Here is a 21,416-nt window from a genome sequence, read left to right as displayed (position 1 = left end):
AAGGCTTATAGCCGTAGAACAAACCACCCGTTCACACGGGTGGTTTTGATTTAGTGCTCTTGTCTAGCGTGGACAATAAGCAAGATTATTTATTCTGTGTGATTGTATCCACCCACAGAATAAAATAGATGAAAGTCACTAGATTATCACTGTAGTATTTTAATTGAAGTATAATTTGATGTCAGAATAAATTCTACATGACAATGCATTCCAAATTATAAATAAAACCATTTAAGGACTATTTTTATTGAAAATAAATAAGTAGAAATATGATTAATTTACCTGATAACCTTTATTTTTTGTGTGATAATAGTATAATGCTTGAGTAAAAACAATTTTAAACGATTGATGATTAATGAAAGAGAAGTGTTTATTTTGATATATCTCGATAATGCGGCAACGACGAAAGCATTTGAAGAAGTGTTAGAAACTTATTTAAAAGTAAATCAATCAATGTATTTCAATCCTAGTAGTCCGCATAAAGCTGGTTTACAAGCAGATCAATTACTACAGCAAGCGAAAGTTCAAATTAATAAAATGGTGAATGCCAACAAGAATTATGATGTTGTGTTTACAAGCGGAGCTACAGAGTCAAATAATATTGCGCTGAAAGGCGTCGCTTATCGCAAATTCGATACAGCAAATGTAATTATTACATCGGTATTGGAACATCCATCTGTATTAGAAGTTGTTAGGTATTTGGAAGAACACGAAGGATTTAAAGTGAAATATGTTGATGTGACGAAAGACGGAAGTATTGATTTACAACACTTTAATGAATTAATGTCCGATAAAGTCGGTCTAGTTACGTGTATGTACGTAAATAATGTAACTGGACAAATCCAACCAATTGCTGAAATAGCTGAAATTTTAAAACAATATCCGAAAGTGCATTTTCATGTGGATGCTGTGCAGGCATTCGGAAAAATTCCGGTAGATTTTAAAAATGTGGATAGTCTTAGTTTGAGTGGTCATAAATTTAATGGCTTAAAAGGACAAGGTGTATTGTTAGTTAAACATATTCAAAATATCGAGCCGATTATTCAAGGCGGTGGTCAGGAATATGGTATGAGAAGCGGTACAATTAATCTACCTAGCGATATTGCTTTAGTTAAAGCAATGAAAATAGCAAATGATAATCGTGATGCTTTGCACAATTATGTAGCATCTTTAAATGAAAATATTAGGGAATTTCTCAAATCTTTTCAAGGTGTTTATATAAATTCGACTAGAAATGGTTCACCATTTATTTTAAACATTAGTTTTCCTGGTGTGAAAGGTGAAGTACTTGTAAATGCATTTTCAAAATATGACATTATGGTATCAACAACTAGTGCTTGCTCATCAAAGCGTAATAAGTTGAATGAAGTGCTGACTGCAATGGGGTTATCAGACAAGGAAATTGAAGGTAGCATTCGATTATCATTTGGTGCCACTACAACTAAAGAAGATATTGAAAAATTCAAAGAAATATTCATCATCATATATGAGGAAATTAAGGAGTTGCTTAAATAATGAAGTATGACCACTTGCTTGTTAGATATGGGGAACTAACGTTAAAAGGTTCAAATAGAAAGAAATTTGTAAATCAATTAAGAAATAATGTTCATCAATCTTTAAAAGGTCTTGAAGGATTTGTTGTAAAAGGTAAGCGAGACCGTATGTATATTGAATTAGAAGAACATGCTGATATACACGAAATCACGTATCGTTTATCAAAAATTTTCGGTATTAAATCAATTAGTCCTGTTTTAAAAATCGAAAAAACTTTAGAAGCTATGAGTGAAGCAGCAATCAAATTTGCACAAACGTTCGATAACGGTAGTACATTTAAAATTGATGTAAAGCGTACCGATAAAAATTACCCAATGGATACGTATGAGTTGCAACGTGAATTGGGTGGTGCAGTTTTGAAGCAGATTGAAAATATTTCAGTTAATGTAAAGCGTCCAGATCACGAAATTAGAGTAGAAGTTAGATTAGATGCAATATACATGTATGAAGAAATTGTACCGGGTGCAGGTGGCTTGCCTGTAGGTACAGGTGGTAAAACTTTACTTATGTTATCAGGTGGAATTGATTCACCAGTGGCTGGAATGGAAGTAATGAGACGCGGTGTAACGATTGAGGCCATTCATTTTCATAGTCCGCCATTTACAAGTGAACAAGCGAAAGAAAAAGTTATCGAACTTACGCGTATCTTAGCTGAACGTGTTGGTCCAATTAAATTACACATTGTTCCTTTTACAGAATTACAAAAACAAGTGAATAAAGTTGTTCATCCTAGATACACGATGACATCAACAAGACGTATGATGATGAGAGTTGCTGACAAATTAGTACATCAAATTGGTGCACTGGCTATTGTAAATGGTGAAAATTTAGGACAAGTTGCAAGTCAAACACTTCATAGTATGTATGCAATTAATAATGTTACTTCTACACCTGTACTACGTCCTTTATTAACATATGATAAAGAAGAAATTATTGTGAAGTCTAAGGAAATAGGTACGTTTGAAACATCAATTCAACCATTTGAAGATTGTTGTACGATATTCACCCCTAAAAATCCAGTAACTGAACCAAACTTTGATAAAGTTGTTCAATACGAAAGTATTTTTGATTTTGAAGAAATGATTGATCGTGCAGTTGAAAATATTGAAACTCTAGAAATTACTAGTGATTATAAAACTTCAAAAGAACAACAAACAGACGATTTAATAAAAGACTTTTTATAATTAAAATTAGAGACAGACAATAAACATAAGGGGATGTTTAACTGTGGATTTAAATTTAACGATGATTCTAATCATTATAGTCTTTGGTTTTATAGCAGCATTTATTGATTCAGTTGTAGGTGGTGGAGGATTGGTTTCAACGCCAGCATTATTGGCAATTGGTTTGCCGCCATCCATTGCATTAGGTACCAATAAATTAGCGAGTTCATTTGGTTCATTAACTAGTGCGATTAAGTTTTTAAGGTCAGGTAATGTAGATTTAAAGGTCGTATCAAAGTTATTTGGTTTTGTATTTTTAGCATCTGCTTGTGGTGCTATTATTGCAACAATGATACCGTCTCAGGTATTAAAGCCATTAATTATTATTGCCCTTTCATCAGTGTTTATTTTCACGTTGTTAAAAAAAGATTGGGGAAATACTCGCACATTTACACATTTCACGTTTAAGAAAGCATTATTGTTTGCGGGGTTATTTATTTTAATAGGCTTTTACGATGGTTTTGTTGGTGGCGGCACAGGGTCGTTTATGTTGTTTGTATTATTACTTTTTGGATTTGATTTTTTGAGTGCTGCTGGAAATGCCAAAGTATTGAATTTTGCATCAAATATTGGTGCACTTGTATTATTTATGATACTAGGGCAAGTGGATTATATAATAGGTTTAGTTATGGCTGTAAGTATGATAATCGGATCCTATGCAGGTGCTCATTTTGCGATTAAACAAGGTGTTAGTTATGTAAAAGTTTTATTTATTATTGTTACTGCGATTTTAATTTTAAAAAATGCTTTTGATTATATTCAACAATTTGTATCAAATTAAATTTTCTTTTGATTAATGCTTGAAAATTGTAATCTGACTTTTAATTGCGTATGATAAGATTAGAACTTTTAATTCGTAGGAGGTCAAAATTATGACTGAAATTACATTCAAAGGTGGTCCAATCCACTTAATAGGGCAACAAATTAATGTTGGTGACATTGCACCTGACTTTACAGTATTAGATAATGATTTAAATCAAGTAACTTTAGCAGATTATGCTGGTAAAAAGAAATTGATTAGTGTAGTACCATCAATTGATACAGGTGTATGTGATCAACAAACACGTAAATTCAATTCTGAAGCTTCTAAAGAAGATGGTGTTGTATTAACAATTTCAGCTGATTTACCATTCGCACAAAAAAGATGGTGTGCTTCAGCTGGTTTGGACAACGTCATTACATTGAGTGATCACCGTGATTTATCTTTTGGTGAAAACTTTGGTGTTGTTATGCAAGAACTTCGCTTATTAGCTCGTGCAGTGTTTGTATTAGATGCAGATAATAAGGTCATTTATAAAGAAATTGTAAGTGAAGGTACTGATTTCCCAGACTTTGATTCTGCTTTAGCTGCTTACAAAAATATTTAAGTGTTTAAGATAATAGTTTTTTAAATCTATACTTAGTGTCCATCGATGTCAACAGCATTACAATAGGATTGTTTTCTATGCTTGTTACAGACCAATGGGCACTTTTTATTGGAGAGGGTCGACGATATGGCAGAAGAACAAACAATTATGGAACGCTTATTTCATACATTAGATGAAAAAGCTAAAGCGTTAAATAATGAAAATGGACAAAGTTTTATTGAAAATCTAGGATTGGCAATGGAACAAGTTTATACCAATGATAGAGAATTATTAGAACAAGCAACATTACAGGATAGACGTAAAGCATTTCAATTTGCATATTTAAGTTTAATGCAAGAAGAAAAGATACAAGCAAATCATCAAATTACGCCAGATTCTATAGGGCTTATTTTAGGTTTTTTAGTTGAAAGATTTATGAATAATCAACAAGAGTTGCATATCGTTGATATCGCAAGTGGTGCGGGACATCTAAGTGCAACTGTAAATGAAGTGTTGCCTGAAATAGCTGTGATGCATCATTTAATTGAAGTTGATCCAGTATTGTCACGCGTAAGTGTTCATTTAGCTAACTTTTTAGAAATACCTTTTGATGTTTATCCACAAGATGCAATTATGCCTTTACCGATAGAAGAGGCTGATGTCGTGATTGGTGATTTTCCAGTAGGATATTATCCACTTGATGAGAGAAGTAAAGAATTTAAGTTAGGATTTGAAGAAGGACACAGTTACTCACATTACTTATTAATTGAGCAGGCAATTAATACTTTAAAAGGTTCTGGATATGCCTTTTTAGTAGTACCAAGTAATATATTTGAAGGTGAACATGTAAAACAGCTTGAAAAATTTATTGCAACAGAGACAGAAATGCAAGCATTTTTAAATTTGCCACCAACTTTATTTAAAAATGAAAAAGCACGAAAATCCATATTAATTTTACAAAAGAAAAAATCGGGGGAAACAAAGCCAGTTGAAGTATTATTAGCGAATATACCTGATTTCAAAAATCCTTCACAATTCCAAGGATTTATGACTGAGTTAAATCAATGGATGGACACAAATCGTCCTAAAAAATAATCTGTAATAGTATAGTCATAAAACTGTATGAATGATAAAATGAAAAATGAAATAGTATAAAAAGCAAACGATGGAGGATCATTACTTATGTCAAAATTAATCTTGGCTATCAACGCTGGTAGTTCATCATTAAAATTTCAATTAATTAGAATGCCCGAAGAGGAATTAGTAACAAAAGGATTAGTAGAAAGAATCGGATTGAAGGATTCAATTTTTACAATTGAAGTCAACGGGGAAAAAGTTAAAACAGTACAAGATATCAAAGACCATGTAGAAGCGGTAGATATCATGTTAGACGCATTTAAAGCACACAATATTATTAATGATATTAATGATATTGATGGAACTGGACACCGTGTTGTACATGGTGGTGAAAAATTCCCTGAATCAGTAGCTATTACTGATGAAGTTGAAAAAGAAATTGAAGAATTAAGCGAATTAGCACCACTTCACAACCCAGCAAACTTAATGGGTATCCGTGCATTCCGTAAATTATTACCAAATATCCCTCATGTGGCAATTTTTGATACAGCATTCCATCAAACTATGCCTGAAAAAGCATATTTATACAGCTTGCCATATCATTATTATAAAGACTATGGTATTCGTAAGTATGGTTTCCATGGTACAAGTCATAAATTTGTATCACAAAGAGCAGCTGAATTGTTAGACAAACCTATTGAAGATTTACGTATCATTTCTTGTCATATTGGAAATGGTGCATCTATTGCTGCAATTGATGGTGGTAAATCTATTGATACATCAATGGGCTTCACACCTCTTGCAGGTGTAACAATGGGTACGCGTTCTGGTAATATTGACCCAGCCTTAATTCCGTTTATTATGGAAAAAACAGGTAAAACAGCTGAACAAGTATTAGAAATTTTAAATAAAGAATCTGGTTTATTAGGTTTATCAGGTACTTCTAGTGATTTACGTGATTTATCTGAAGAGGCAGAATCTGGTAAAGCACGTTCACAAATGGCCTTAGATGTATTTGCTTCTAAAATTCACAAATACATTGGTTCATATGCAGCAAGAATGCACGGTGTAGATGTTATCGTGTTTACTGCAGGGATTGGCGAAAACTCTGTAGAAATTCGTGAGAAAGTTCTTGAAGGCTTAGAATTCATGGGCGTATACTGGGATCCTAAGAAAAATGAAAACTTACAACGTGGTAAAGAAGGATTTATCAACTATCCTCATTCACCTGTTAAAGTTGTCGTTATTCCAACAGATGAAGAGAGTATGATTGCTCGTGATGTTATGACATTCGGTGGTTTGAAATAATTTTAATATAAAAAATAAGCGCTTATCTCCTATAAAATTATATAGGTGATAGGCGTTTTTTATTGAATGTCCGGAAACTAAAAACATTCATAATTAAGGTAATTTTAAATGCTCTTGTAAAATTTAATATTTTATGAAAGTAAATGTGTGAAGGAAGGTTATTAAAAGTTGCCACTTCAATAAAATAAAAAAGAACCAAGTGCTATGAATCTTGCACCTGGTTCAAAATGATTAAATAGTTATTGTGTGGCCATGCTATCTTGAATATACTATACAATCAGTTATATTTAATTTTGATATTTTTCACGTAATTGAGTTGTTGCAACTTGTGGTTGGAAGTCTGCTGGTAACTCTTCAGTACGAACAACTAACACGTCACATGGTGCATGACGGACGATTGATTCAGATACTGAACCAACAATAAATCTTTCAACGGCATTTAAACCTGATGTACCACTCATAATTAAGTCTGCATTAATTTCATGTGCAAGCTTTTTAGGAATGATAGATTTAGGAGAACCAAACTCTAGACGTGTTTCTACATCTTTAACACCAGCGTTAGTAGCTACTTCTTTATAACCATTTAATAATTCTTCTGCAAAATGCTTAGACTTTTCAGTAAACTGAGCATCATAAACTTCGTATGAAGAATATGTTCTTGAATCAATTACATTCACAATTGTTAACTTCGCATCGTTACGTTTAGCAACACCAACTGCTCTGTTAAATGCCCATTCCGCTTCATGTGAACCGTCAACTGCGATTAAAATATTTTTGTAAGTAATCATAGTAAGTGCCTCCTTGTTCTTTCTTACTTTTATTTTACCACAATTTTCGGAAAAGTCAGTGTAATAACCTTTACAATTTTGTGGATTTTTGATTGCGCTTTCAAAACGTTCGCGTTAAGATGATTATGGAGGTGGATGGTATGAAAATAGGTATACCAAGGGAGATTAAAAATAATGAAAATCGAGTAGGTTTGTCACCAAGTGGTGTGCATGCTTTAGTTGAAAGTGGGCATACTGTATTGGTTGAAACTAATGCCGGAGCAGGATCATTCTTTGAAGACACAGATTACAAAGAAGCAGGTGCTGAGATCATTGCTGAACAAGCAAAAGTTTGGGATGTGGACATGGTCATTAAAGTTAAAGAACCACTTGAATCAGAATATCCATATTTTAAAGAAGGACTAGTATTGTTCACTTATCTTCATTTAGCAAATGAATAAAAATTGACACAGGCTTTAATAGATAAAAAAGTAATCAGTATTGCATATGAAACTGTGCAATTACCAGACCGATCTTTACCGTTATTGTCACCAATGAGTGAGGTGGCAGGCAGAATGTCAGCTCAAGTTGGCGCAGAGTTCTTACAAAAACTCAATGGTGGTATGGGGATTTTACTAGGTGGCGTTCCAGGTGTTCCTAAAGGTAAGGTCACGATTATTGGTGGTGGTCAAGCAGGAACAAATGCAGCTAAAATTGCACTAGGATTAGGCGCAGATGTTACAATTTTAGATGTTAATCCAAAGCGATTACAACAATTAGATGATTTATTTGATGGTCGAGTACATACAATTATGTCTAATCCATTGAATATTGAGTTATATGTTAAAGATAGTGATTTAGTAATAGGTGCTGTGTTAATTCCAGGTGCCAAAGCACCACGTCTCGTAACCGAAGATATGATAAAACAAATGAAAAAAGGTTCAGTTGTCATTGATATAGCAATAGATCAAGGTGGTATTTTTGAAACGACAGATAAAATTACAACACACGATGATCCAACTTACATTAAGCATGGAGTAGTTCACTATGCAGTTGCGAATATGCCTGGCGCTGTACCACGTACTTCAACGTTAGCTTTAAACAACGCAACATTACCATATGCTTTAATGTTAGCTAATAAAGGTTTTAGAGAAGCATTTAAATCAAATCAACCTTTATCATTAGGGTTAAATACTTACAAAGGTCAAGTAACAAATAAAGGTGTTGCAGATGCTTTTGGAATAGAGTATAAAACGGTTGATGAGGCATTACGATTATAAATATGATTCAATGAAAAGGGAATATGTCTCTAGTATTCAAAGAATGACGCTTAAATCTCCTTGGTAATTGATAATTAAATAATGATAAATTAAAAGCTAGAAACGAACAGCAAATGAACTTAAGATGAGTTTGTATATGTCATATATACATCATCACTGAATTCTTTATGTCAGTTTCTAGCTTTTTTCTTAAAGTAATTAGAAGATTATTTATCGTATTTTGTTAATATTTCATATCCATTTTCAGTCACAAGAATATCGTCTTCGATACGGACACCTGTAACATTTGGGACATAAATACCTGGTTCAATTGTAATAACCATGCCGGCCTCTAATAAGTTGGTGTTTGTACTTGATACATCTTGGTATTCATGCTCTTGTAAACCCAAACCATGGCCTAAGCGATGTGGGAAATAGTCACCATAACCATTTTCTGAAATGATATTTCTTGCGATGCGATCAATATCTTTTAAGGCAATACCTGGTTTAATAGCTTTTATAGCAGACGTTTCTGCTTCTAACACAATGTTATAAATATTTTGTGCTTCTTGACTTGGTTCGCCAAATTTAACCGTACGTGTCATATCGCTACAATAGTGTTCGTAAATTACACCTAAATCAAATAATACATACTCATTTTGTTGTAATTTACGATTTCCAGGTGTGCCATGAGGTGATGCAGCATGATCGCCAAATAGAACCATAGTATCGAAACTCATTTCATTTACACCATGTTGCTTAATCGTTTGTTCAATATGGTTTACGACCTCGCGTTCAGTGACACCTTCTTTCAAATATGATACCCCGATTTCGATGCATTTATCTGCTAACTCAGCAGCTTTACGAATTTTTTCAATTTCATCTTCAGATTTAATATTTCTCAAATGTTTAATTGTTAAATCAATATCTCCGAATGAAGAAACATTGAAACCAGAGATTAATTGTTTTTGACGTGCAACTGTTAAATGTTCGCTTTCTATAAGTAGTTTATTAATTGTTTGTGGATAAAGTGAAAATGGATTTTCAGTGTCTAAATATCCGACAATTTCACCTTTAAATGGTGAAGCTTTTACTTCTTCGACTTCCATTTTAGGACAAAACAGTACTTGTGTACCGTCTTTTTTAATCAATAATGAAAATAATCTTTCATGTGGTTCACTGCGATAACCTGTAAAATAGAATATATTCAGAGGCGTCGTAATCCATGCTGCATCAGCATGCTGATTGTTTAATTCGTCAATAATTTTTGATATATTTGTCATTTTATAAACACTCCTCAACATGATATTACTTTTATTCTATGCCAATTTTTTTCATTTTTCAAAATCAAGATGTATCATTTTAGGTAATTTCAATTTTTAAAATTAAAGAGTTTGTTATAATAAAGGAGTAAAAGGGTACAAAAATCATATAGAAATTGATAGGAGGATACTCAAATGAAGTTATCATTTCATGGTCAATCAACGATTTATTTTGAAGGGAACGGCAAAAAAGTCATAGTTGATCCTTTTATTTCAAATAATCCGAAGTCTGATTTAAATATTGAAGCATTAAAATTAGACTATATTCTATTAACGCACGGACACTTTGACCACTTTGGCGATGTTGTTGAATTGGCAAAGAAAACTAGAGCAACTGTAGTTGGAAGTGCAGAAATGGCAGATTATCTTTCTTCATATCATGGAGTTGAAAACGTACATGGTATGAACATTGGAGGTAAAGCAAATTTAGACTTTGGTAGTGTTAAGTTTGTTCAAGCCTTTCATAGTTCAAGTTTTACGCATGAAAATGGTATACCAGTTTATTTAGGAATGCCAATGGGAATTATTTTAGAAGTAGAAGGAAAAACGATTTATCATACTGGTGATACTGGACTATTTAGTGATATGTCATTAATAGCAAAACGTCATCCTGTTGATGTATGTTTTGTGCCAATTGGGGACAATTTTACGATGGGAATTGATGACGCGAGTTATGCAATTAATGAATTTATTAAGCCGAAAATTTCTGTGCCTATTCATTATGATACATTCCCATTAATTGAACAAGATCCACAACAGTTTAAAGATGCCGTAAATGTAGGGGACGTGCAAATTTTAAAACCTGGTGAAGCTGTTCAGTTTTAAAATGAAATTTAATCATCTTTAATTTAAAAACAACACTTGTTAATTTATGTATACGTTTTTGGATACATAACATTAACAAGTGTTGTTATTTGTCTTGTTTAATTCGATATTATTGTTATTAGATAGATTTATTATAAGCATGCAACAATTTTTAGAAAGTAAATATCCAGAATCATCATGCTTAACATTTACTAAAGCGATTCATATTTTTGAGACAATAGTATAAAGTCTTGATGTAAATGATTCTGGATAAAATGATTATTTAACAATTAATACAGGGATAGTCGCACGTTTTGCCACTTTATGGCTGACACTTCCAAGCACAAATTTTTTCTTGTCTTCGGCTTTACGGTTACTTAAAACGACGATTTCATATTTACCACTATTCGCATGTTTTAAAAGTTCTTCTTTAGCATTTCCGCGAACAATGATTTGGTCATAATCAATGCCATAATCTTCTAAAGCTTTACGCGTTTTTTCTAATTTTTTGCTTCGGTCTTCAGTTAGTTTGTTTAAATGTACACCAGCTTTAATTGATGCTTGTGCATCTTGTTCGCTAATTGCATTTAAAATTGTGACTACTGTACCTTCGCCGGCTAATTTAGACACTTCTTTTAGTGCTTTTTCATTTTTAAGTTGAGTGTCTACACCAAGTAGTATATTTTTATACATTTGTACATCCCTCCTCACTTACATTCTAATAAATAATAATGGATTTTTCCATTTAAAATTAAAGATTTTACTATCTTTGTTTAAGTTGTTTAATTTAAAAAATAAAAAAGCTTAAACATTGATTTATTCATTTCACTTCAATGCTTTTTATTCAAAATAAAGTTATAATGTAGTTAATACTGTTCCAAAAGAAGAGGTTAAGAATGACAAAACATGAACAAATTTTAGATTATATTGAATCGTTATCCATAGGTTCTAAAATTTCGGTACGCAAAATCGCCAAATTTTTGAATGTATCTGAGGGAACGGCTTATCGAGCAATTAAAGATGCAGATAAAATGGGAATGGTTGCAACGATAGATCGTGTTGGTACAGTTCGTATAGAAAAGCGTAATCGAAATGAAATTGAACACTTAACATTTAATGAAATTGTAAATATTATTGATGGTCAAGTATTAGGTGGCAATAAAGGTATCACAAAAATGGTATCAAAATTTGCAATTGGCGCAATGGAACTAAAAGATATATTAAAATATATTGGACCGAAAACATTATTAATAGTAGGGAATCGGGAAGATGTACAAATTGAAGCTTTGAAAAGAGGTACTGCTATATTAATAACTGGTGGATTTAAACCTTCTAGTAAAGTTATTAATTTTGCAAATGAACATGATTTGCCTGTTTTATCTTCAAGTTATGACACTTTTTTAGTTGCAAATATTATTAATAAAGCACTTTATAATCAAAAAATACGAAAAGATATCTTAATTGTACAAGATATTATGACGCCTTTAGATGAATTGTCCGTATTATTTGATACGATGAAAATAGCAGATTATAAGAGGATGGCAAATCGTACTGGACATACGAGATTTCCTGTTGTTAATGAATCATTCAAATTAGTTGGTATTGTGACTAGTCGAGAAATGATAAATACCAAAGATGACGATGATATAGATAAAGTGATGACACGTAATCCGATTTATGTAAATGCATTGAGCACAGTTGCTAGCTGTGCGCACATGATGATTTGGGAAGGTATAGAATTAATTCCTGTAGTTTCAAATAATAAAAAGACAGTTGGTGTAATCAATAGACAAGATGTTTTAAAGTCTATGCAATTACTAGGAAGACAGCCCCAAATGGGCGAAACGATTAATGACCAAATTGCTAAGTATATAACTATGAATCAAGAAGGAATTACTGTTGAAGTTTCACCACTTTTAATAAACCATTATGGAACAGTAAGTAAGGCTGCATTTGTAAGTATTATAGAAGAAACAATACAATATGAAATGCGTAAATATAAAAAAGGTAACGTAATGATTGAAAACCTTAATATTGTGTATATAAAAACAGTACCAATAGAATCACATATCACCGTTGATTTCGGAATACTAGACGTAGGAAGAAATTTCGCCAAAATAGAAGTAACCATGCATAGCCACAACGATAAAGTAGCTAGCGCCCTAGTCATATGCCAAATGTTCGAAGAAGTGTAGGGCCTCCAACACAAAAGCTGACGGAAAGTCAGCTTACAATAAAAATAATGAAAATGAATTAAACGTATATTGAAAGTACAGCAACACAAAATATAAACCGGCAGTAGTTTATGATTTTTAAAAACATTAATGATACTTATTCCGCATCCTGCGAATTAACTTTTCTAGAAAAAGGGAGAATGAAAATGATTAATACTATGAATACAATTATGAAATGTGTTGAAGAAAACGACACGATTATTATACACAGACATGTTAGACCTGATCCTGATGCATACGGATCACAATTAGGCTTAAAATATTATTTGCAACAAAAATATCCACAAAAACATATTTATGCTGTAGGTGAGGAAGAACCATCATTAAGTTTTATCGGTCAATTAGATAATATTGATGATGCAACATATCAAGAAGCATTAGTTATTGTTTGTGATACTGCTAACGCACCACGCATAGACGACAATCGATATGAATTAGGCAGCAAATTGATAAAAATTGACCACCACCCAGCCGTAGACCAATATGGTGATATTAACTATGTTAATACAGATGCTTCATCAACGAGCGAAATTATTTGTGATTTAATTTCACATTTTAATGACGATGCTATCATTAATAAAGATATTGCCAGTGTATTATATCTAGGAATCGTTGGAGATACAGGACGTTTCTTATTTAATAATACTTCAGAACATACGATGGAAATTGCAGGTAAATTAATTAGTCATAATATTAATCATAATGCTTTATTAAATAAAATGATGGAAAAAGATCCAAAAATGTTGCCATTCCAAGGTTATGTTTTACAACACTTTGAATTAATGTCAGATGGTTTTTGTCAAGTTAAAATCACGCAAGAAGTACTAGAAGAATTTGGGATTCAACCAAATGAAGCATCTCAATTTGTAAATACAATAGCTGACATTAAAGGTTTGAAAATATGGGTATTTGCAGTCGATGAAGGTTCTGAAATAAGATGTCGATTACGATCTAAAGGTCAATTAGTTATCAATGATGTTGCTCAAGATTTTGGTGGCGGAGGACATCCTAATGCTTCCGGCGTTTCAGTAAATAATTGGGACGAGTTTGAGCAATTAGCCAAAGCTTTACGTGGGAAAATCAATTAACAGAAAGGAGCCATTCAATCATGGTGGCATATTTAAATATTCATACGGCCTATGATTTATTAAATTCAAGTTTAAAAATAGAAGATGCCGTTCGACTTGCTGTGTCTGAAAATGTTGATGCACTCGCCATAACTGACACCAATGTATTGTATGGTTTTCCTAAATTTTATGATGCATGCATTGCAAATAATATCAAACCTATTTTTGGTATGACTTTGTATGTGACGAACGGCTTAAATACTGTAGAAACAGTTGTTTTAGCTAAAAATAATAACGGTTTAAAAGATTTATATCAACTTTCATCAGAAATTAAAATAAATGCAATTGATAATGTACCTTTTGAATTGCTACAACGATTTTCAGATAATATGGTAATTATTTTTAAACATGTTAATGAAGAACATCGTGATATCATTGAAGTTTTTGAGTCACACGAGGATATTTATTTAGATCATAAAAGTTTACCGTTGAATAATAAAAAGCATGTGTGGATACAAGATATTTGTTATCAAGCTCGTCAAGATGCAGATACAATTTCCGCATTAGCAGCTATAAGAGATAACACAAAGTTAGATTTAATACATGACCAAGAAGATTTTGGTAAGCATTTTATAACTGAAAATGAAATTCAGCAACAAAATATTAATCAAGATTACTTAATTCAGGCTGATAGTATCGCGCAAAAATGTGAAGCTGAATTAAATTATCATCAATCACTGCTCCCACAATTTCAAACTCCTAATAACGAAACAGCTAAAGATTATTTGTGGCGAATTTTAGTGGAACGACTAAAGAAACTAGAGCTTAATAATGCCAAGTATCAAGAAAGACTGAAATACGAGTATAAAATCATTACGAATATGGGATTCGAAGATTATTTCTTAATCGTTAGTGATTTAATTCATTTTGCAAAGACGAATGATGTAATGGTTGGACCTGGCCGTGGTTCATCAGCGGGTTCACTTGTAAGTTATTTGCTGGGTATCACTACAATTGATCCAATTAAGTTCAACCTTTTATTTGAACGTTTTTTAAATCCTGAACGTGTAACCATGCCTGATATTGATATCGATTTTGAAGATACTCGTCGTGAAAAAGTTATTCAATATGTACAACAAAAATATGGGGAATTGCACGTATCTGGAATAGTGACATTCGGGCACTTGCTTGCTAGAGCAGTTGCAAGAGATGTTGGTAGAATTATGGGATTTGATGAAATCACACTAAATGAAATTTCTAGCTTGATTCCTCATAAACTAGGCATCACACTAAATGAAGCTTATCAAATTGAAGATTTTAAAAAGTTTGTACATCGTAATCATCGACATGAGAAATGGTTTGATATTTGTAAAAAGTTAGAAGGGCTTCCAAGGCATACTTCAACACATGCAGCAGGCATTATTATTAACGACCATCCGTTATATGATTATGCGCCTTTAACAAAAGGAGATACAGGTTTATTAACGCAATGGACGATGACTGAAGCTGAGCGAATTGGACTTCTGAAAATTGATTTTTTAGGTTTGCGTAACTTATCAATTATTCATCAAATTATGTCACAAGTAAAAAAGGATTTAGGCATTCAAATTGATATTGAAAAAATTCCTTTTGATGATAAAAAAGTATTTGAATTATTATCGCAAGGTGATACGACTGGTATATTTCAATTAGAATCTGATGGTGTAAGAAGCGTATTAAAAAAATTAAAGCCAGAACATTTTGAAGATATTGTAGCAGTAACATCATTATATAGACCTGGTCCTATGGAAGAAATTCCAACGTATATTACTCGAAGACATGACCCGAATAAAGTTCAATATTTACATCCGGATTTGGAACCAATTTTAAAAAATACTTATGGTGTTATCATATATCAAGAACAAATTATGCAAATTGCGAGTACCTTTGCGAATTTTAGCTATGGTGAAGCGGATATTTTAAGGCGAGCGATGAGTAAGAAAAATAGAGCAGTTCTTGAAAGTGAACGCCAGCATTTTATTGAGGGTGCGAAAGAAAATGGTTATCACGAAAATATTAGTAAACAAATTTTTGATTTAATTTTAAAATTTGCTGACTATGGTTTTCCAAGAGCACATGCTGTTAGCTATTCTAAAATTGCTTATATCATGAGTTATCTGAAAGTACATTTTCCAAATTATTTTTATGCCAATATTTTAAGTAATGTAATTGGAAGTGAAAAGAAAACGGCACAAATGATTGATGAAGCTAAAAAACAAGGTATTTCGATATTGCCACCGAACATAAATGAAAGTCATTGGTTTTATAAACCATCAAAAGATGGGATTTATTTATCAATAGGAACAATTAAAGGTGTGGGTTATCAAAGTGTAAAAGTCATTGTAGATGAACGATATCAAAATGGAAAATTTAAAGATTTCTTTGATTTTGCTAGAAGAATACCAAAACGTGTCAAGACTAGAAAGTTACTTGAAGCACTTATACTAGTCGGTGCATTTGATGTGTTCGGTAAAACACGTGCAACTTTATTGCAAAGTATTGATCAAGTGCTCGATAGCGACTTAAATCTTGATCAAGATGGATTTCTATTCGATATGTTAACGCCTAAACAAACCTATGAAGAAAAAGAAGAACTTTCTGACACACTTATTAGTCAATATGAGAAGGAATACTTGGGATTTTATGTATCACAGCATCCAGTTGACAAAAAGTTTGGAGCAAAACAATACCTTACTATTTATAAATTGACTAATGCACAAAATAATAAACCAATTTTAGTTCAGTTTGACAAAATTAAGCAGATTCGAACTAAAAACGGGCAAAATATGGCATTTGTCACTTTAAATGATGGCATCTCTACTTTAGATGGTGTTATGTTTCCTGATCAATATAAAAAATTTGAACATATACTTTCACAAAATGAAATGTTTATAGTTAGTGGTAAATTCGATATAAGAAGGCAACAACGACAATTAATTATTAATAATTTACAAACATTAATGACTTTTGAAGAACAAAAAATAGCTAATGCAAAACAAATTATTATTCGAAACAAAGAGAATATACAAAAATTTGATGAAATGATTATGCAGTCCAAAAAAAATCCAGACGAGATTGCTTTATATTTTTATGAAGAAACAACAAAACAAATGACTTCAATTGGATATATAAATCAAAAAAGTGCTATGCTTAATAATTTCATACAATCCTTTAACCCTACGGATATTAGGCTTATTTAACTTTTATCAACTAATAAATTATGATATAGTAAACTGATGGTTAGATATTTATTAATCATCAGTTTACGTTTATATTTGTTTTTTATGCTTATTATTTTTATGTGTTTTTTTATCAATAAAGACATATTCATAAGAATAATTAGCACAAAAATCAGTATACATAACTTAAGTAAAGTATTTTGTCGATATATCGTACGAAAAAAATGATTTTCAAGTATTTTGAAGAGCCTGAAACATAAATCAATGTTCTATACTCTACAAAGTTATATTTGCAGTAGTTGACTGAACGAAAATGCGCTTGTAACAAGCTTTTTTCAATTCTAGTCTGGGGCCCCAACACAGAGAATTTCGAAATGAAATTCTACAGGCAATGCGAGTTGGGGTGTGGGCCCCAACACAGAAGCTGACGAAAAGTCAGCTTACGATAATGTGCAAGTTGGGGTGTGGGCCCCAACACAGAGAATTTCGAAATGAAATTCTACAGACAATGCAAGTTGGCGGGGCCCCAACATAGAAGCTGTCGGAAAGTCAGCTTACAATAATATGCAAGTTGCGGTGGGACGACGAAATAAATTTTGCAAAAATATCATTTCTGTCCCACTCCCAAAGGTATTTCTTAATTAGCGAGGATTTCTATGCCTTTAATAATATTATATGAGAATCGTTTATTTTTAATTGTGCTAAAAAATTAAGACATAAATTCTTTCTTAAACGGATTTACCCAATATTTTTACTTTTATGATGTAATGCGTTTTAACCAAATTGTTTTTACAAATAAATATTGAAATAGGGGCTGATTTCATGTCATTAAGAGATGAAGCATTGGAAATGCACAAACGTAATCAAGGTAAATTAGAAGTTAAACCGAATGTTAAGGTTACTAATAAAGAGGAATTAAGTTTAGCATACTCACCTGGTGTTGCTGAGCCATGTAAAGATATTTATGAAGATAAAAGAAAAGTTTATGATTACACAATAAAAGGTAACACTGTTGCTGTAATCACTGACGGAACTGCAGTGTTAGGTTTAGGTAATATTGGACCTGAAGCTAGTATTCCCGTTATGGAAGGAAAAGCAGTATTATTTAAAAGTTTTGCCGGTATAAATGGTGTACCTATTGCTTTAGCAACAACAGATACTGAAGAAATTATAAAAACAGTTAAACTTTTAGAACCAAATTATGGTGGAATTAATCTAGAAGATATTTCTGCACCACGTTGTTTTGAAATCGAAGAACGACTTAAAAAAGAAACTAACATTCCGGTTTTTCATGATGATCAACACGGAACTGCTATTGTAACAATGGCTGGTTTAGTGAATGCTTTAAGAGTTGTAAATAAAGATTTAGCTAAAATAAAAGTTGTACTTAATGGTGCAGGGGCAGCAGGTATAGCTATCGTTAAATTATTATATGCATACGGTGTTCGAAATATGGTTATGTGTGATTCAAGAGGGGCAATTTTCGAAGGACGCTCATATGGTATGAATCCTACAAAAGATGTCGTAGCAAAATGGACTAATAAAGATAAAATTGAAGGGTCTTTAGAAGAAGTAGTAAAAGATGCTGATGTATTTATTGGTGTGTCTGTTGCTAATGCATTGTCACAAGATATGGTTAAAAGCATGGCAGACAATCCGATTATTTTTGCAATGGCTAATCCAAATCCTGAAATTACACCTGATGATGCAAAAGCTGCTGGTGCTTGTGTAGTTGGAACAGGACGTTCAGATTATCCAAATCAAATTAATAATGTACTAGCATTTCCTGGTATTTTTAGAGGTGCTTTGGAAGTAGAAGCAACTCACATTAATGAAGAAATGAAAAAAGCAGCAGTAGAAGCAATCGCTGATTTAATAAAGCGCGATGAATTAAATGCAGATTATTGTATTCCAGGACCATTTGATAAACGTGTTGCACCATCTGTTGCACGTAATGTTGCGAAAGCGGCAATGGAGTCTGGTGTAGCTAGAATTGAAGTTAATCCACAATATGTGTATGATAAAACAATGAAACTGACAGATTTACAATAAAATTTTAAATGTGATTGCTTAAAAAAGAGCAGTAAAGAGTCATTAAAGTGATAAGAATGAAAGTTTATGATAAACATTCAATAATTAATCGAATATAAATCAAATAAATTTCAACCCGTTTTTAACTGGTCAAGTTCAGTTTAAGGCTCTAAATGGTTAGAACAGAGGTTATTTGGAGGTTTTCCTATGTTTAAAGATTTTTTTAATCGAACAAAGAAAAAGAAATATCTTACAGTACAAGACTCTAAAAATAATGATGTACCTGCAGGCATTATGACTAAGTGCCCGAAATGTAAGAAGATTATGTACACAAAAGAATTAGCTGAAAATTTAAATGTGTGCTTTAATTGTGATCATCATATTGCTTTAACAGCATATAAACGCATTGAAGCAATTTCTGATGAAGGATCATTTACAGAATTCGATAAGGGAATGACCTCTGCGAATCCATTAGATTTTCCAAGTTATTTAGAAAAAATTGAAAAAGACCAACAAAAGACAGGTCTTAAAGAAGCTGTAGTTACTGGAACTGCAGAATTAGAAGGTATGAAATATGGTGTTGCTGTCATGGATTCTCGTTTTAGAATGGGAAGTATGGGATCAGTAATTGGTGAAAAAATATGTCGAATTATTGATTACTGTACGGAGCATCGTTTGCCGTTTATACTATTTTCTGCAAGTGGTGGTGCGCGTATGCAAGAAGGCATCATTTCGTTAATGCAAATGGGTAAAACGAGTGTTTCTTTAAAACGTCATTCAGATGCCGGTTTGCTTTATATTTCATATTTAACGCATCCAACTACTGGTGGTGTATCTGCAAGTTTTGCATCAGTTGGTGATATCAACTTAAGTGAGCCTAAGGCATTAATTGGTTTCGCAGGTCGTCGTGTTATTGAACAAACAATTAATGAAAAATTACCTGATGATTTCCAAACGGCAGAATTTTTATTAGAGCATGGACAATTAGATAAAGTTGTACATCGTAAAGAAATGCGTCAAACATTATCTGAAATTCTAAAAATCCATCAAGAGGTGACTGAATAATGTTAGATTTTGAAAAACCACTTTTTGAAATTCGAAATAAAATTGAATCATTAAAAGAATCTCAAGATAAAAATGATGTGGATTTACAAGAAGAAATTGACATGCTTGAAGCGTCATTAGAAAGAGAGACGAAAAAAGTTCATACAAACTTAAAACCTTGGGATCGTGTGCAAATTGCACGTTTACAAGAAAGACCAACGTCTTTAGATTATATTCCCTATATTTTTGATTCGTTTATGGAGCTTCATGGTGATCGTAACTTTAGAGATGATCCAGCGATGATTGGTGGTATCGGCTTTTTAAATGATCGTGCTGTTACGGTGATTGGGCAACAACGTGGTAAAGATACTAAAGATAATATTTATCGCAACTTTGGTATGGCTCATCCTGAAGGTTATCGAAAAGCATTACGTTTAATGAAACAAGCTGAGAAGTTCAATCGACCAATTTTTACATTTATAGATACGAAAGGTGCATACCCTGGTAAAGCTGCTGAAGAGCGTGGACAAAGTGAGTCTATTGCGACAAATTTAATTGAAATGGCATCTCTAAAAGTGCCAGTTATTGCTGTTGTCATTGGTGAAGGTGGTAGTGGTGGCGCATTAGGTATCGGAATTGCTAACAAAGTATTAATGCTTGAAAATAGTACATACTCTGTAATTTCTCCAGAAGGCGCAGCTGCGTTATTATGGAAAGATAGTAATTTAGCCAAAATTGCAGCTGAAACGATGAAAATCACTGCACATGATATTAAGCAACTTGGTATCATTGATGATGTTATTGCTGAGCCATTAGGCGGTGCACATAAAGATATTGAAAAACAAGCATTAGCAATTAAAACTGCATTTGTAAAACAATTAGATTCACTTGAAAAGTTAACTCGTGATGAAATTGCTAATAATCGTTTTGAAAAATTCCGGAATATTGGTTCTTATATAGAATAATTATAACGAGCAATTACTCTATCTTGTAATATATTAAGTATATATGAATTATATCGTATTGTTAAATACCTAAATGGAGTTCTAGTAGTTTACATTTCAATAATTTTTATTTTTTTCATTAAGATTAGTAGTCGAAATGGTGGCTATTAATCTTTTTTTAATTAAGTTAAAATAAAGTTCATTATTTAAAACGTTTA

Annotated in this window: 16 protein-coding genes and 1 pseudogene; 14 read left to right on the top strand and 3 right to left on the bottom strand. The window is 32.3% G+C overall.

Going from position 1 to position 21,416, the window contains the following annotated elements; all coding sequences use genetic code 11:
• Positions 1 to 366: 366 nt before the first annotated feature.
• From CD116_RS09120 to CD116_RS09095, 6 genes are all read left to right on the top strand, one after another.
• On the top strand, positions 367 to 1,515 hold the full coding sequence (locus CD116_RS09120; RefSeq protein ID WP_078101693.1) for a cysteine desulfurase family protein: 1,149 nt from the start codon (positions 367 to 369) through the stop codon (positions 1,513 to 1,515).
• Positions 1,515 to 2,738: a tRNA uracil 4-sulfurtransferase ThiI gene (gene thiI, locus CD116_RS09115; RefSeq protein ID WP_047548983.1), complete on the top strand. Its 1,224-nt coding sequence runs from the start codon at positions 1,515 to 1,517 to the stop codon at positions 2,736 to 2,738. Before CD116_RS09120 ends, thiI begins: the two co-directional genes overlap by 1 nt.
• Before the next feature lie 43 nt (positions 2,739 to 2,781).
• The gene (locus tag CD116_RS09110) at positions 2,782 to 3,558 is read left to right on the top strand and encodes a TSUP family transporter (RefSeq protein ID WP_047532120.1); all 777 of its coding nucleotides are present in this window, start codon (positions 2,782 to 2,784) and stop codon (positions 3,556 to 3,558) included.
• A gap of 91 nt (positions 3,559 to 3,649) precedes the next feature.
• Positions 3,650 to 4,144 carry a thiol peroxidase gene (gene tpx / locus CD116_RS09105; RefSeq protein WP_047548986.1) on the top strand — a complete coding sequence of 165 codons (495 nt, stop codon included), beginning with the start codon at positions 3,650 to 3,652 and terminating at the stop codon, positions 4,142 to 4,144.
• A 126-nt stretch (positions 4,145 to 4,270) separates the two neighbouring features.
• Positions 4,271 to 5,218, top strand: coding sequence for a class I SAM-dependent methyltransferase (locus tag CD116_RS09100; RefSeq protein ID WP_047548989.1), 948 nt, complete (start codon positions 4,271 to 4,273; stop codon positions 5,216 to 5,218).
• A gap of 87 nt (positions 5,219 to 5,305) precedes the next feature.
• A complete protein-coding gene (locus tag CD116_RS09095; protein WP_047548992.1) occupies positions 5,306 to 6,508 on the top strand; it encodes an acetate kinase in 1,203 nt (400 codons plus the stop codon).
• Positions 6,509 to 6,795: 287 nt separating this feature from the next.
• On the opposite strand, the gene CD116_RS09090 is transcribed toward CD116_RS09095, so the two are convergent.
• A complete protein-coding gene (locus tag CD116_RS09090; protein WP_000634175.1) occupies positions 6,796 to 7,296 on the bottom strand; it encodes a universal stress protein in 501 nt (166 codons plus the stop codon).
• 140 nt (positions 7,297 to 7,436) lie between these two features.
• Here CD116_RS09090 and ald point away from each other — a divergent pair.
• A pseudogene (gene ald / locus CD116_RS09085) lies at positions 7,437 to 8,555 on the top strand (alanine dehydrogenase).
• Positions 8,556 to 8,761: 206 nt separating this feature from the next.
• Here the strand turns inward: ald and CD116_RS09080 are convergent.
• Positions 8,762 to 9,817 carry a M24 family metallopeptidase gene (locus CD116_RS09080; RefSeq protein ID WP_047532113.1) on the bottom strand — a complete coding sequence of 352 codons (1,056 nt, stop codon included), beginning with the start codon at positions 9,815 to 9,817 and terminating at the stop codon, positions 8,762 to 8,764.
• 174 nt (positions 9,818 to 9,991) lie between these two features.
• Here CD116_RS09080 and CD116_RS09075 point away from each other — a divergent pair, with 174 nt between their 5' ends.
• On the top strand, positions 9,992 to 10,681 hold the full coding sequence (locus CD116_RS09075; protein WP_047548995.1) for a metal-dependent hydrolase: 690 nt from the start codon (positions 9,992 to 9,994) through the stop codon (positions 10,679 to 10,681).
• A gap of 258 nt (positions 10,682 to 10,939) precedes the next feature.
• Here the strand turns inward: CD116_RS09075 and CD116_RS09070 are convergent, their stop codons facing one another.
• Positions 10,940 to 11,353: a universal stress protein gene (locus tag CD116_RS09070; RefSeq protein ID WP_047426201.1), complete on the bottom strand. Its 414-nt coding sequence runs from the start codon at positions 11,351 to 11,353 to the stop codon at positions 10,940 to 10,942.
• Positions 11,354 to 11,556: 203 nt separating this feature from the next.
• Between CD116_RS09070 and CD116_RS09065 the strand changes: the two genes are divergently transcribed.
• The 6 genes from CD116_RS09065 (at position 11,557) to CD116_RS09035 (ending at position 21,219) form a co-directional block, all read left to right on the top strand.
• Entirely contained in the window at positions 11,557 to 12,855 is a 1,299-nt protein-coding gene (locus CD116_RS09065) for a CBS domain-containing protein (protein ID WP_047426202.1), read from the top strand.
• Between the two features lie 185 nt (positions 12,856 to 13,040).
• Entirely contained in the window at positions 13,041 to 13,982 is a 942-nt protein-coding gene (locus CD116_RS09060; RefSeq protein WP_047448244.1) for a DHH family phosphoesterase, read from the top strand.
• Positions 13,983 to 14,002: 20 nt separating this feature from the next.
• Positions 14,003 to 17,200 (top strand): DNA polymerase III subunit alpha, encoded by a 3,198-nt coding sequence (locus tag CD116_RS09055; RefSeq protein ID WP_047548999.1) that lies wholly within the window; start codon positions 14,003 to 14,005, stop codon positions 17,198 to 17,200.
• 801 nt (positions 17,201 to 18,001) lie between these two features.
• Positions 18,002 to 19,231, top strand: a complete 1,230-nt coding sequence (ystJ, locus tag CD116_RS09045) for an NADP-dependent malic enzyme (protein ID WP_047549002.1) — start codon at positions 18,002 to 18,004, stop codon at positions 19,229 to 19,231.
• A gap of 186 nt (positions 19,232 to 19,417) precedes the next feature.
• The gene (gene accD / locus CD116_RS09040) at positions 19,418 to 20,275 is read left to right on the top strand and encodes an acetyl-CoA carboxylase, carboxyltransferase subunit beta (RefSeq protein ID WP_047426206.1); all 858 of its coding nucleotides are present in this window, start codon (positions 19,418 to 19,420) and stop codon (positions 20,273 to 20,275) included.
• A complete protein-coding gene (locus CD116_RS09035; protein WP_047549005.1) occupies positions 20,275 to 21,219 on the top strand; it encodes an acetyl-CoA carboxylase carboxyltransferase subunit alpha in 945 nt (314 codons plus the stop codon). The genes accD and CD116_RS09035 overlap by 1 nt, the downstream gene beginning before the upstream one ends.
• Positions 21,220 to 21,416 lie beyond the last annotated feature (197 nt).

Source organism: Staphylococcus schweitzeri (assembly GCF_002902405.1).
GTDB lineage: Bacteria > Bacillota > Bacilli > Staphylococcales > Staphylococcaceae > Staphylococcus > Staphylococcus schweitzeri.
The sequence above is the reverse complement of the archived record's forward strand: the minus strand, read 5'-3'. Positions and strand labels throughout refer to the sequence as shown.

Excerpts from the sequence above, each read along its gene's own strand:
- thiI (WP_047548983.1), top strand. The coding sequence starts at position 1,515 with ATGAAGTATGACCACTTGCTTGTTAGATATGGGGAACTAACGTTAAAA.
- tpx (WP_047548986.1), top strand. The coding sequence starts at position 3,650 with ATGACTGAAATTACATTCAAAGGTGGTCCAATCCACTTAATAGGGCAA.
- CD116_RS09100 (WP_047548989.1), top strand. The coding sequence starts at position 4,271 with ATGGCAGAAGAACAAACAATTATGGAACGCTTATTTCATACATTAGAT.
- CD116_RS09095 (WP_047548992.1), top strand. The coding sequence starts at position 5,306 with ATGTCAAAATTAATCTTGGCTATCAACGCTGGTAGTTCATCATTAAAA.
- CD116_RS09090 (WP_000634175.1), bottom strand. The coding sequence starts at position 7,296 with ATGATTACTTACAAAAATATTTTAATCGCAGTTGACGGTTCACATGAA.
- CD116_RS09080 (WP_047532113.1), bottom strand. The coding sequence starts at position 9,817 with ATGACAAATATATCAAAAATTATTGACGAATTAAACAATCAGCATGCT.
- CD116_RS09075 (WP_047548995.1), top strand. The coding sequence starts at position 9,992 with ATGAAGTTATCATTTCATGGTCAATCAACGATTTATTTTGAAGGGAAC.
- CD116_RS09070 (WP_047426201.1), bottom strand. The coding sequence starts at position 11,353 with ATGTATAAAAATATACTACTTGGTGTAGACACTCAACTTAAAAATGAA.
- CD116_RS09065 (WP_047426202.1), top strand. The coding sequence starts at position 11,557 with ATGACAAAACATGAACAAATTTTAGATTATATTGAATCGTTATCCATA.
- CD116_RS09060 (WP_047448244.1), top strand. The coding sequence starts at position 13,041 with ATGATTAATACTATGAATACAATTATGAAATGTGTTGAAGAAAACGAC.
- CD116_RS09055 (WP_047548999.1), top strand. The coding sequence starts at position 14,003 with ATGGTGGCATATTTAAATATTCATACGGCCTATGATTTATTAAATTCA.
- ystJ (WP_047549002.1), top strand. The coding sequence starts at position 18,002 with ATGTCATTAAGAGATGAAGCATTGGAAATGCACAAACGTAATCAAGGT.
- accD (WP_047426206.1), top strand. The coding sequence starts at position 19,418 with ATGTTTAAAGATTTTTTTAATCGAACAAAGAAAAAGAAATATCTTACA.
- CD116_RS09035 (WP_047549005.1), top strand. The coding sequence starts at position 20,275 with ATGTTAGATTTTGAAAAACCACTTTTTGAAATTCGAAATAAAATTGAA.